Source organism: Micromonospora inaquosa (assembly GCF_003857055.1).
In the GTDB taxonomy this organism is placed as follows: Bacteria; Actinomycetota; Actinomycetes; order Mycobacteriales; family Micromonosporaceae; genus Micromonospora; species Micromonospora inaquosa.
The window spans coordinates 1-12908 of sequence record NZ_QGSZ01000381.1 but is presented as its reverse complement, the minus strand read 5'-3'; the positions used below and the strand labels follow the sequence as shown (position 1 = coordinate 12908).

Here is a 12908-nt window from a genome sequence, read left to right as displayed (position 1 = left end):
GTCCAGGTGTAACGACCGGGGGGCCGGGGTCATTCCGGGGGTGGCCCATCCGCCGGGCACCCTCATCAAGGTGCCGGGTCGGTCGGTCGTGGGGACTGCAACGACCGGGCCGCCGGGGTCATTCCGGGGGCGGCCCAATCCGTCCGGCACCCACATGGAGGCGGTGCCTGCGGTCGGTCGTGGGGACTGCAACGACCGGGCGGTGGCCGGCATTCCAACCTGCGCGACCAGCCTGCGGGCCGGGCGGCGGGTCGTGGTGCTGCGATCGTCAGGCTGTTCAACGACCCCGACCCGGCCATGATTCCAGCCCACGAGTGCGGCCGGTCACCGGTCAAACACCGCAAACCGTGCATAGCCTATGCGGCGCGCAAACGCCGAACGCCTCAGACCGGCCAAATCGGCGATCGATCCCCTGCTTGACCCTCGCGCCACGTAGTCGGGCTTGATCCACTCGACGTCATTGAAATCGCGGTGTCTGGCCGGGTGGGACGCCCCGACATCAAGGAACTCGTGTCGATCATGACCGTCGCAGTTGCTGGGTCGGTGGCGGCGGGTCTTGATGCCACGAAATTGTGAGGACCGTGCACGGCCGTGTGACGTCATGCATGGCGCACGGGAAACCGCTCACAACGCAAATCGCGCACTACGCCGAGGGATCGCCCAGAGGGCAGTGGAGTCGCACAGCACGCGAAACCGCGCCTCCAGGGCGGGGGCGCGGTTTCGCGGATGTCGGGGTCGGGTCGGGTCAGGCGACCTTGCGTTGAGCCGGGACGGTCGACTTGTGCGGGCGGCCCAGGCGGGCTTCCAGCCGCGCGACGTCGACCCGGGCGTGCCGGCGGTCTGCCAGATCCTCCCAGCCGACGGCGAGCAGCCGCAGGCGTTCCGACTCGCTGAAGCCGCCCCACACGCCGTACGGCTCGCGTACCGACAGGGCGTGGGCGGCGCATTCGGCGCGAACGGGGCAGGTGCGGCAGACGGCCTTGGCTGCGGACTCGCGACGCAGTCGGGAGGAGCCTCGCTCGCCGTCGGGGTGGAAGAACTGCGCGCTGTCGCGCCCTCGGCAGGCACCGAGTCGCTGCCAGTCCCAGAGATCGACGATGGGTCCGGGCAGTCTACGTACGTTCGACATCAGCACCCCTCCTCCCGCGCGGCACCGCGAGAATCCTTATGGCCGGCGTCCGGGCGGCGGGCCGCGCAGGCGCACCGTTCCGGCCTGGACCTCCCGGTACCCGGGCTGTCGTCAACTCACACGTCTGTGATCGAAAACCTCCGCGAAATTGCGGCTTTTGCCCTATCTGTCGGAAAAGTTCGAACGATTGCCGGGAACCACCTCCCCAGCCGACCGCGTCATGGTCTGCTCGTTGGCGGAGAGGAGACCACAGTGCGTACCGTTCTTGTGTGCGTTCGGACACCACTCGCGGCCCAGCACCTTACTTCTGCTGCCGCGCGGTTGGGGTTGTCCGCGATCGTTCGTACCGCCGTCTCTGATCCCGAGGTGATGCTGCGGCTAGCCGAGCGGCCGGCCGACGTGGTCCTCGCTGACACGGCCCTCACCCGGCCGGACAGCGCCGGCTTCGTCCGCCGGGTGTTGGCCCGGGCGCCGCAGGCGGCGGTGCTGCTGCTCGGCACCGAGGAGTCCGAGGCCGCGGCGGCCACCATCAGCGCCGGTGCCCGAGGCCTCATTCAGAATGTCGACCACGACCTGACCAGCGCGGTGGCGAAGGCGCTACTGCTGCTCACCGCACCCGGCCGTGCCTCCCGGCAGCGGCTCACCGATCCGGCCCGCGACGCTGCGGCGGTGGGTGGTTCCGGTCGCTCCGGGCCGTCGCCACGGGGCTCCGGTGAGCCCGGTTGGGCGGCCGCGGCAGCCGACGGGCCGGCCGGTCTGGCGTCGGTGCCGGTGCAGCGGGGCGACGACGAGGCGGAGGCCGGTACCGGCGAGTCGGCGGCGCCGACCGACCCGGCCCGTCCCGTTCCGAACGCCCGACCCAGTCGGGCGTCCATCGGCCTCACCGAGCGTGAGCTTCAGGTGCTGCTCGGCATGGCCGAAGGCAAGAGCAACGCGGAGATCGGCCGGGAGTTGTTCGTCTCGGAGGACACCGTCAAGACGCACGCCCGCCGGTTGTTCCGCAAGCTTGGTGCCCGGGACCGGGCGCACGCGGTGGCGGCGGGGTTCCGCGCCGGCCTGGTCGCCTGACGTAAGCGCCGCGCGGCAACGGGACACGCGCCGCCGGCAACGTCGTACCCGGCGCGCGGCTACTGGTGCAGGCCGCGCAGCGGTGTCACTTGGTGGCGGTCGGGGCGCCCGGCTCGTCCTCGGTGCCCTCGGACAGGGTGTCGTGCACCCCGTCGGCGTAACCCCGGGCGTAGTCCCAGGTCACATAGTGATCCGGGTCAGGGTCGTACGCGGGCTCGTGCACGCGGGGCCGACCGGAGTTGAGCAGGTGCCGCAGGTTGCCGCGGAGCAGGTCCCAGTCGAAGTAGTGCGGCTCCCGGCAGTCCTCGCATTCGATCACCAGCCCGCGGACCCCGATCGGGGCCAGCAGAGCCTGGTAGATCTCCAGGTCGGCGAGGTCTTCCAGCACATCCTGCCGCTCGACGTCGGTCAGCGGATCCGGCGTCGCGTCGTCGCCCGGGTCATCCAGACCCGCGGTCGGATCGGCCGGGTCGCCATTGAACGGGTCGATGGGCTCGTCGTGCACCCCCTCACCGTAGACCCAACGCGGCGGGAACGTCCGCCCCCCGGCCTCCGCGCCGAGCCGGCCCGCCACGGACGGGTCGCCCAGCTCACTGGGTACGATGAGGCGACGTGCCAGCATCGTGGCGCGCTCCGGTGCCCGCCCGCGCCACCTCGCTGAAGCCCATCCGAGCAGCTCAGGGGAGCAATCGTGGAAAATTCGCCCAGCACCGATCTTCCGGCCGGCGTCGAGCACGCCGACCTGGGCGGCCACCTGCCTGAGCTGCCGGCCGGCTCCGCTCGGGTGGTTCCGCTCGGTCTGACCTTCGACGACGTGCTGCTTCAGCCGGGCGAGTCGGACGTGGTGCCCAGCCGGGTCAACACCCGGACGAAGCTCACCCGCAACATCGAGTTGTCCATTCCGCTGCTGTCCAGCGCGATGGACACGGTGACCGAGGCCCGGATGGCGATCGCCATGGCCCGCCAGGGCGGCATCGGTGTGTTGCACCGCAACCTCTCCCTGGAGGACCAGGCCCTCCAGGTCGACCTGGTCAAGCGCTCCGAGTCCGGCATGATCACCAACCCGGTGACCGCCAGCCCGAACGACACGCTGCGCGAGGTCGACGAGCTGTGCGGGCGTTACCGCATCTCCGGCGTTCCGGTGGTGGATGGCGACGGCCAGCTGGTCGGCATCGTGACGAACCGGGACATGCGTTTCGTCTCCGAGCCGAACACTCCGGTCCGCGAGATCATGACCCACACCCCGCTGATCACCGCGCGGGTCGGGGTGAGCAAGGACGACGCCCTGGCGCTGCTGCGTCAGCACAAGGTCGAGAAGCTGCCGATCGTCGACGGCTCGGGCCGGCTGCGTGGCCTGATCACGGTCAAGGACTTCACCAAGAGCGAGCAGTACCCGGACGCCAGCAAGGACGACGCTGGCCGCCTGCGGGTCGCCGCGGCCATCGGTGTGGGCGAGGACGCCTACAAGCGGGCCCGTGCCCTCGTCGACGCGGGCGTCGACGTGCTGATCGTGGACACCGCGCACGGTCACCAGCGGGCCGTGCTGGACATGGTCCGCCGGCTCAAGGCTGACGTGACGGTCGACATCATGGGCGGCAACGTGGCCACGTACGCCGGCGCGAAGGCGCTGGTCGACGCTGGCGCCGACGGCGTCAAGGTGGGCGTGGGGCCGGGCGCGATCTGCACCACCCGGATCGTCGCCGGGGTCGGCGTGCCGCAGGTGACCGCGATCATGGAGGCGGCCCGGGCCGCCCGGCCGGCCGGCGTGCCGGTGATCGGCGACGGTGGCATCCAGTATTCCGGTGACATCGCCAAGGCCCTGGTGGCCGGCGCCGACACGGTGATGCTCGGCAGCCTGCTGGCCGGCTGCGAGGAGAGCCCCGGCGAGCTGATCTTCGTCAACGGCAAGCAGTTCAAGACGTACCGCGGGATGGGGTCGCTCGGCGCGATGCAGTCCCGGGGGCAGGCCAAGTCGTACAGCAAGGACCGCTACTTCCAGCAGGACGTGCTCAGCGACGACAAGTTGGTCCCGGAGGGCGTGGAGGGTCAGGTGCCTTACCGGGGGCCGCTCTCCCGGGTGGCCCACCAGCTGGTCGGCGGTCTGCGACTGGCCATGGGGTACGCCGGTGCGGAGAACATCCCCGATCTGCACCGCCGGGGCCAGCTCATCCGGATCACCGCGGCTGGCCTGAAGGAGAGCCACCCGCACGACATCCAGATGACCGTCGAGGCGCCCAACTACCACACCCGCTGACCCACCACCCCCAACCATCTGGAGTCCCCCATGCGTGACGTGGTCGAGATCGGGCTGGGCAAGACCGCGCAGCGCGGCTACCACCTGGACGACATCGCCATCGTGCCGAGCCGCCGTACCCGGGACGTCGACGACGTCTCGACGTCCTGGCAGCTCGACGCGTACCCGTTCGGTATTCCGTGCGTCGGTCACCCCTCCGACGCCACCATGAGCCCGTCCTCGGCGGTGCGCCTCGGTCAGCTCGGCGGCCTCGGTGTGCTCAACGTCGAGGGGCTCTGGACCCGCTACGAGAACCCGACGAAGGTGCTGGACGAGCTGGCCGGCCTCGACGAGGAGGCCCGCGCCACCAAGCGGCTCCAGGAGGTGTACGCGGAGCCGATCCGTCCGGATCTGATCGCGGAGCGGGTCCGCGAGCTGCGTGCCGGCGGCGGCACGGTGGCGGTGCGGGTTTCCCCGCAGCACACCCTCGCGTTGGCGCCGGTGATCCTGGACGCCGGGGTGGACATCCTGGTCATCCAGGGCACGATCGTCTCGGCCGAGCACGTGTCGACCACCGACGAGCCGTTGAACCTCAAGGAGTTCATCGCCGACCTCGATCTGCCGGTGATCGTTGGTGGTTGCACCGACTACAAGACGGCGCTGCACCTGATGCGTACCGGTGCGGCCGGGGTGATCGTGGGCATCGGTGGCGACGAGTGGTCGACCACCGAGTCGGTGCTGGGCATCCGGGTGCCGATGGCCACCGCGATCGCCGACGCCGCGGCGGCCCGCCGGGACTACCTGGACGAGACCGGTGGCCGGTACGTGCACCTGATCGCCGACGGTGACATCCAGACCTCGGGCGACATCGCCAAGGCGCTGGGCTGTGGCGCGGACGCGGTGATGCTCGGTGAGCCGCTGTCGCTCTGCGACGAGGCCCCCGCCGGTGGCGCCTGGTGGCACTCGGCGGCGAGCCACCCGTCGCTGCCCCGGGGTGCCTTCGAGGTTTCGGGTGAGCCGCTCGGGTCGATGGAGCAGTTGCTCTTCGGGCCGGCCGATGAGGCCGACGGTCAGCTCAACCTGTTCGGCGGGTTGCGTCGGGCGATGGCCAAGTGTGGTTACCGCGACCTGAAGGAGTTCCAGAAGGTTGGTCTGGTCCTCGACCGCTGACCGATCCGTCAGACGTGTGAAGGCCGGCCCCGCACCAGTGCGGGGCCGGCCTTCGTCGCGTTCAGCGCGGAGTCACTTCTGCACGTAGATGGTCAGGTCGGACATGTTGCGGTAGCTGGTCGCCGCGAAGTCGAGCGACTGGCCCTTGTTGTCCGCGCCGCCGGGGGCGGTGTCCATCTCCCAGTTGGCGTGGTGGAAGTTGCGTTCGCCGATGGTCTGGAAGAACTGCTGGAAGTTGAGGTCGCCGTCGCCCAGCGGGGTCATCTGGTACCCGTTGGGGACGCTGGTGTCCCGGTCGCCGTCCTTGGCGTGGAACAGCGGGAACCGGGTGGTCCGGTCGGCCACCGTGAGGATCGGGTCGAACAGGTCGGTGACCTCCTGGCCGGCCGGGTTGACGTACTTCTGGTGCTTGTAGCGGGCCACGTAGGCCCAGTAGATGTCCAGCTCGAAGAAGACGTACCGCGGGTCGGTGATCTCGAAGAAGTACTCCAGTCGGCGGATGCCGGAGGACCGGGTCTGCCGGCCCTGCGCGTCGCGCGGGCCCCGGTCGATGAGGAAGTTGTACGCAGCGTCGTGGTTGTGCGTGTAGAGCCGCATGCCTCGGGCCTTGGCCTGCCGGCCCAGCTCGTTCCAGATGTCCGCGGCGGCGTCCCATTCGGCCTTGTACGCGCTGCTGGTCGGGTCGCTGCCGGTGCCGATGTTCTTCATGCCGAGTTCCTCGGCGATGTCGAGTTGTTGCTGGAAGGTGGACGGCTGGATCGTGGCGTGGGTGCCGTTGGCCACCAGGCCGTTGTCGTCGAGGATCTTGCGGATTTCGGCGGGGGTGATCTGCCGGCCCAGGATCTCGGTGCTCTGGGTGTAGCCGGCGAACTCGATCTCCTTGTAGCCGATTTCGGCGAGTCGGGCGAGGACGCGCTCGAAGCCGTACGGCACTCCGCTGTCGTCGGGCGCGGCGGTGATGCGGTCGCGGACGCTGTAGAGGATGATGCCGCGGTTCTTGGCCGGGATCAGCGGTTCGACCCGCAGTTTGCCCGCCTTGCCGGGGTTGGCGAGGGCGGGGGTGCCGGTGGCGAGGACGGGTAGGCCGGCCGCGCCGATCGCGGCGGCGGCGCCCGCGGAGGCGGCGAGCAGGGAACGACGGCTGAGCCGGTTGGTGGGGGTGGCGTCGGGGGCGGTGTGGTCAGGCATGGTTCCACCTTTCGCGACGGTGGTCGGAGCCCGACACTAACGTCGGTCTAAGTTGAAAGAAAGGTTCGATCGACAGCAGCTTTCGTTTGATTCGACGAAAGTAACTGATGATCGTCGATACCGGCCGGCGCGGCCGGCGATGCTGACTACGCTCGTCCTGACCGGAACGCCGCAGGAGACCGGAACGCCGTAGTAAACCTGCACGCCGCAGGAGGCCGGAGTACCGCAGGAGGGGTGGGCATGGTCCTGACCGGACGGAGACTGACCGTCGCCGCCGCGCTGACCTGCGTCCTCGGGCTGGTCACGACCGGTTGCACGGGCGACGACCGCAACGGCTTCCGGCCCGGCGCGGCCGACGTCGGCGACCCGTACGTGCCGGGGCACGGCAACGGTGGCTACGACGTCGCGCACTACGGCCTCGACGTCCGCTACGACCCGTCGGCCGACCGACTGACCGGTCGAGCCGTCATCACGGCCACCGCCACCCAGGACCTGTCCCGGTTCAATCTGGACCTGGTCGGCCTGGACGTCGGCGCTGTCAGCGTGGGCGACACGGCGGCCGACCACCGACGCGGCGACGGCGAGTTGGTGGTGACGCCCCGCGACGGCCTGCCGCGCGGTCGGCAGTTCACCGTGACCGTCGACTACGCGGGCGTGCCCACGGCCGTCGACGACGGGGTCCTGGGCAGCGGCGGTTTCCTGCACACCACCGACGGCGCGGTGGCGCTCGGCCAACCCGACTCGGCCGCCACCTGGTTCCCGGTCAACGACCACCCGTCGGACAAGGCCACCTACGACCTGGCGGTGACCGTCCCGGACGGCCTGGCCGCGCTGAGCAACGGCGTACCCGGGCCGAAGAGCAGCGCCGACGGCTGGACCACCTGGCGCTGGTCGGAGCGCACCCCGATGGCCAGCTACCTGAGCACCCTCGTGATCGGTGACTACCGGGTGGTGACCGGCACGCACGCCGGCCGGCCGATGGTCACGGCGGTGGCCGCGAGCCTGCCGGCAACCGGCGGGGCGGCCACCTCGCTGGCCCGCACCGGCGCGATCGTCGACTTCCTGGCCAGCCGCTTCGGCCCCTACCCGTTCGACTCGTACGGGGGGATCGTGATCGACGACGACCGGATCGGGTACGCCCTGGAGACCCAGTCCCGGCCGGTCTACGGGCCGGGCTTCTTCGCCGACGACCGGCCGAACCCGAGCGTCGTCGCACACGAGTTGGCGCACCAGTGGTTCGGCGACAGCGTGTCACTGACCAGGTGGGGTGACATCTGGCTCAACGAGGGCTTCGCCAGCTACGCGGAGTGGCTGTGGGAGGAACACGACGGCGGCCGGACCGCCCAGCGCAACTTCGAGATCCAGTACGCGGCCACCGACTGGGGGCAGCCGTCGGTCGAGCCGGGCCGGGAGCAGATGTTCGGCACGGCCGTCTACAAGCGCGGGGCGCTCGCCGTACACGCGCTGCGCCGGACCGTCGGTGACGACCTCTTCTTCCGCATCCTGCGCACCTGGACCACCGAGCGGGCGGGGGGCAACGCGACCACCGCGGACCTCGTCTCGCTGGCCGAGCGGGTCGCGCAGCGGCAACTGCGTCCGCTCTTCGACGCCTGGTTGGTGGGTGGAGCGGCCCCCACACTGCCGTGATCCGACCCGGTTGCCCGGTCGATATGCTGCCGCCGGTGAACGGCGGGTAGGTGCCCGTTCGCGCGGAGCGGCGAAGGCCGTGACCGGCCACCGTGCGGAGAGGGTGTGGGATGCGGGGGACGCGGCACAGAGTGCGCATGGGCGCCGGCCTGCTGGTGACCGGTGCGCTCGTACTGTCCGGATGCGGCTCGTCAGGCCCGGCCGCGGCACCGTCACCGAGCGCGTCCCCCACACCGGCGCGGACCTTCACCGCGGGTGCCGACGGGGTCGGCGACACGTACTTCCCGACCTACGGCAACGGCGGCTACGACGTCGGCCGCTACACGGTGAAGGTGCGCTACGACCCGGCCAAGGACCAGTTGACGGGTACGACCACAGTGCGGGCCAACGCGACCGCCGACCTGTCGACGTTCAACCTCGACCTGGCCGGTCTGACCGTCAGCGCGGTCACCGTGGACGGCGCACCGGCGACCCACAGCCGCAAGCGCAACGAGCTGGTGATCAAGCCGGCCTCCGGCCTGATCAACGGCAACGGCTTCGTCGCCGAGATCACCTACGCCGGCAAGCCGAAGCCGCTGAGGAACGAGACGCTCGGTGACGGCGGCTTCCTGCACACCGCCGACGGTGCCATCGCGCTGGGTCAGCCCGAATCGGCCAGCACCTGGTTCCCGGTCAACGACCACCCGTCGGACAAGGCGGCGTACGACTTCGAAGTCACCGTGCCGGACGGCCTGACCGCGATCAGCAACGGGGTTCCCGGCGGGAAGACCAGCTCGGGCGGTTGGACCACCTGGAAGTGGTCGGAGAAGTCGCCGATGGCCAGCTATCTGAGCACGCTGGTGATCGGCAAGTTCCGGATCACCACCGGCGAGCACAAGGGTCGCCCGGTCTACAACGCGGTCACCACCACCGAGGCCAGGGGGAACGCGGACGCGTCCATCGCGCGGACCGTTGAGGTCGCCGACTACCTGGAGAGCGTGTTCGGGCCGTACCCGTTCGACGCGTACGGCGGTGTGGTGGTCGCCGACCGCCGGATCTCCTACGCGCTGGAGACGCAGAGCCGACCGGTCTACGCGGCGAGCTTCTTCCGGCAGGGCGAGAACACCGAGGTCGTCGCGCACGAGCTGGCCCACCAGTGGTTCGGTGACAGCGTCGCGTTGGCCAAGTGGGAGGACATCTGGCTCAACGAGGGCTTCGCGACGTACGCGGAGTGGCTGTGGGCCGAGCACACCAAGGCGTACACCGCCAAGGAGGCGTTCGACAACCGGTACGCCACCATGTCCGCGCAGGTGTGGCAGACACCGCCGGGCAAGCCGGGTGTGGAGAAGCTGTTCAGTGAGTCGGTCTACCAGCGCGGCGGAATGGCCCTGCACGCCCTGCGGGTGGCCGTCGGCGACAAGGCGTTCTTCGAGATCATCAAGACCTGGGCGGCGGAGAAGCGCAACGGCACCGCTACCACCGCCGAGTTCGTGGCCCTGGCCGAGCGGGTCTCCGGCAAGCAGCTCGACGCGGTCTTCGACGCCTGGCTCTACGGCACCAAGAAACCCGCCCGGCCCAAGCGGCTCTGAGCGGCGGTCAGTTCTTGACGACCAGGGAGGGGTGGGCGGCCAGGTACGCGTCGGCGCGGCCGGCGCGCAGTTCGGTGAGGAACTTGCGGCCCTCGGTGGTCAGCTGTTCGCCCCGGTAGGCGCTGCCCTTGCCGACGCCGGAACCGGGCAGGCCGACCAGCGTGAACCGGTTCTCCGGCAGTCCACTGAGGGCGTACGCGATGTCGACGATCCGGCGCCCGCCGACGTAGACCAGGGTGTCGCCCAGCGCGGAGACCACCTGGTCGACGCGCTCCGGTTGCCGGGCCAGGCCCTCGTCCAGGATCTTGCGGGTCATCGCCCGGATCAGCTGCTGCTGGTGACGCTGCCGCGCGTAGTCACCGCCGGTGATGTAGCGCTGCCGCGCGTAGTCCAGCGCCTGCCAACCGTTGAGGTGCCGCTCGCCCTTCTCGTAGACCTGCTGCGGCCCGGTGTACCCGCCCGGCGCGCTCTCCCGGTACTTGCCGTCCGGTCGGCGGTGCAGCGAGGCGACCCGCTGGTCGACGTAGATGTCCACCCCGCCCAGCGCGTCGACCAACCGGTCGAACCCGTTGAACGTGAGCACCGCGCCCGCGTCGATGCGCAGCCCGGTGTAACCGCTGACAGTGCTGCGCAGCAGCTCGTACCCCTGGGCTGTGCTGGGTTGTTTGGGTTTGCCCGGCACCCGGCTGCCGAAGCTCATCGCGTGGGTGAGCTTGGTCTTGCCGCCCTTGTAACCGGCCTTCGGGAAGGCCGGGATGTCCACCAGCAGGTCGCGGGGGAGCGAGAAGAGGTACGCCCGGTCCAATCCCTTGGGTACGTGCAGCACCAGCACGGCGTCCGAGTGCGGCTCCCACCCGGGCACGCTGACCCGGGTGTCCACACCGACCAGTAGCAGGTTGAGCGGGCCGGTGATGTCCGCGCCCGGCGGGGGACCGCTGGGGCTCGGCGTCGGCGTGCCGACCGGCGACGGGGTCGGCGAGCCGGCCACCGGAGCGCCGCCGGGCTTGTTGTCCCCGGTCAGCCGGGTGATCACCACCGCGCTGGCCGCGATCAGCGCGACTACGGCGAGGGCCGTCAGCCCCAGCAGCAGCCACCGTCGGCGCGGTGCCATCGACCCGAGAACCATCTTGGCTTCCTTCCACCCGTCTGGTGAACAACGCTCCGACGGGTGCTCCGGGTTGCGGCCGGGAGGCGCCGGGTCGGTCGGCCGGAGCATGATCGCGCAAAAAGTGCCGCTGGCGCGAGCGCTACTCGCGAGTAATGATGCGTTCATGCGGTACGACGTGATAGTCATCGGCTCCGGCTTCGGTGGCAGCGTCACCGCGCTCCGACTGGCCGAGAAGGGTTACTCGGTAGCGGTCCTGGAAGCCGGCCGCCGCTTCGCCGACGACGAGTTCCCGCAAACGTCCTGGCGGGTCCGCCGGTTCCTCTGGGCACCGAAGCTGGGCTGCTACGGCATCCAACGGCTCACCCTGCTCCGACCGGCCGAGCGACGGTCCGGCGGTGGGGTGCTGGTGCTCTCCGGCGCCGGGGTGGGCGGCGGTTCGCTGGTCTACGCGAACACCCTCTACGAACCGCTGCCGGCCTTCTACAACGACCCGCAGTGGCGCGACATCACCGACTGGCGCGACGAGTTGGCCCACCACTACGACCAGGCGAAACGGATGCTCGGCGTCACCACGTACCCCGTGCACACCGGTGCGGACCGGGCCATGCGCGCGGTGGCCGAGCGGATGGGGGTGGGGCACACCTTCCACGCCACCCCGGTGGGCGTGCACATCGGCCGGCCCGGCCAGCGGGTCGCCGACCCGTACTTCGGCGGTGCCGGCCCGGAACGCACCGGCTGCCAGCACTGCGGGTCATGCATGACCGGCTGCCGACACGGGGCGAAGAACACGCTGGTCAAGAACTACCTCTGGCTCGCCGAGCGGCTCGGCGTAACGGTCCGTCCGTTGACCACGGTGACCGCTGTCCGACCCGCGGACGGCGGCGGGTACCAGGTGCACACCGAACGCACCGGCGCCTGGCTGCGCAAGGCTCGGCAGGTCATCCACGCCGACCAGGTGGTCTTCGCCGCCGGAGCGCTCGGCACCCAACGGCTGCTGCACGCGATGCGGGCCGACGCGGCGCTACCCGGGCTCTCGCCCCGACTCGGCGAGCTGACCCGGACCAACTCGGAGGCGATCCTCGGTGCCTCGGTGCCACGACAGAGGGCCCGATCCGAGCGGTTGGACTACACCGAGGGGGTGGCCATCACCAGCTCGTTCCACCCCGACCCGCACACGCACATCGAGCCGGTCCGCTACGGGCGCGGCTCCAACGCGATGGGGCTGCTCCAGTCACTGCTGGTCGACGGCGGTCCGCACCGGGTACGCCGCTGGCTGGGCAGCATCGTGCGGCAGCCCCGGTTGGCCGCCCGGATGCTGTCGGTCCGCGGCTGGTCGGAACGAACGGTGATCGCCCTGGTCATGCAGTCCGTGGACAACTCGCTGACCACCTGCTGGCGGCGTGGCCCGCTCGGCCGCCGACTGGTCACCGGCCCGGGCCACGGCACGCCCAGCCCGACCTGGATCCCGGCCGGCAACACGGCGGCCCGAATGCTCGCCGACGAGATCGGCGGCACCGCCGGCGGTTCGCTCACCGAACCCTTCGACATCCCGGTGACCGCGCACATCCTGGGCGGGGCGGTCATCGGGGCGACCCCGGCCGACGGAGTGATCGACCCCTGGCACCGCGTGTACGGTCACGCCGGGCTGCACGTGGTCGACGGCGCCGCCGTCTCGGCCAACCTGGGCGTGAACCCCTCCCTGACGATCACCGCCCAGGCGGAACGGGCGATGTCCTTCTGGCCCAACAAGGGCGACAAGGACCCCCGCCCGCCCCTCGCCTGCCCGTACCGTCGCCT

General features: G+C 70.5%; 10 protein-coding genes. 6 read left to right on the top strand and 4 right to left on the bottom strand.

Translation table 11 applies throughout. The annotated features are described in order from the left end of the window. Positions 1 to 745 precede the first annotated feature (745 nt). Positions 746 to 1129, bottom strand: coding sequence for a WhiB family transcriptional regulator (locus DLJ59_RS34340; protein ID WP_124778271.1), 384 nt, complete (start codon positions 1127 to 1129; stop codon positions 746 to 748). Between the two features lie 252 nt (positions 1130 to 1381). On the opposite strand from DLJ59_RS34340, the gene DLJ59_RS34335 reads away from it, so the two are divergent. Continuing rightward, positions 1382 to 2197, top strand: a complete 816-nt coding sequence (locus DLJ59_RS34335) for a helix-turn-helix transcriptional regulator (RefSeq protein WP_124778270.1) — start codon at positions 1382 to 1384, stop codon at positions 2195 to 2197. Positions 2198 to 2282: 85 nt separating this feature from the next. Here DLJ59_RS34335 and DLJ59_RS34330 read toward each other — a convergent pair whose 3' ends face one another. Then, positions 2283 to 2702, bottom strand: a complete 420-nt coding sequence (locus tag DLJ59_RS34330) for a DUF5319 domain-containing protein (protein ID WP_030337860.1) — start codon at positions 2700 to 2702, stop codon at positions 2283 to 2285. A gap of 186 nt (positions 2703 to 2888) precedes the next feature. Between DLJ59_RS34330 and guaB the strand changes: the two genes are divergently transcribed. Next, positions 2889 to 4451: an IMP dehydrogenase gene (gene guaB / locus DLJ59_RS34325; RefSeq protein ID WP_124778269.1), complete on the top strand. Its 1563-nt coding sequence runs from the start codon at positions 2889 to 2891 to the stop codon at positions 4449 to 4451. Between the two features lie 30 nt (positions 4452 to 4481). Beyond that, positions 4482 to 5600: a GuaB3 family IMP dehydrogenase-related protein gene (locus DLJ59_RS34320; protein ID WP_124778268.1), complete on the top strand. Its 1119-nt coding sequence runs from the start codon at positions 4482 to 4484 to the stop codon at positions 5598 to 5600. A 72-nt stretch (positions 5601 to 5672) separates the two neighbouring features. Here DLJ59_RS34320 and DLJ59_RS34315 read toward each other — a convergent pair whose 3' ends face one another. Next, positions 5673 to 6788, bottom strand: a complete 1116-nt coding sequence (locus DLJ59_RS34315) for a sugar phosphate isomerase/epimerase family protein (protein WP_124778267.1) — start codon at positions 6786 to 6788, stop codon at positions 5673 to 5675. Between the two features lie 240 nt (positions 6789 to 7028). On the opposite strand from DLJ59_RS34315, the gene DLJ59_RS34310 reads away from it, so the two are divergent. Both DLJ59_RS34310 and DLJ59_RS34305 read left to right on the top strand, forming a co-directional pair. Next, complete coding sequence (locus DLJ59_RS34310) at positions 7029 to 8435, top strand: M1 family metallopeptidase (protein WP_124778266.1); 1407 nt, start codon at positions 7029 to 7031, stop codon at positions 8433 to 8435. A 110-nt stretch (positions 8436 to 8545) separates the two neighbouring features. Beyond that, positions 8546 to 10003 carry a M1 family metallopeptidase gene (locus DLJ59_RS34305; RefSeq protein ID WP_124778265.1) on the top strand — a complete coding sequence of 486 codons (1458 nt, stop codon included), beginning with the start codon at positions 8546 to 8548 and terminating at the stop codon, positions 10001 to 10003. 7 nt (positions 10004 to 10010) lie between these two features. Here DLJ59_RS34305 and DLJ59_RS34300 read toward each other — a convergent pair whose 3' ends face one another. After that, on the bottom strand, positions 10011 to 11129 hold the full coding sequence (locus tag DLJ59_RS34300) for an LCP family protein (RefSeq protein WP_124778264.1): 1119 nt from the start codon (positions 11127 to 11129) through the stop codon (positions 10011 to 10013). Between the two features lie 145 nt (positions 11130 to 11274). On the opposite strand from DLJ59_RS34300, the gene DLJ59_RS34295 reads away from it, so the two are divergent. Beyond that, positions 11275 to 12908 (top strand): FAD-dependent oxidoreductase (locus DLJ59_RS34295; RefSeq protein ID WP_148096998.1); only part of this gene is annotated, 1634 nt, incomplete at its 3' end.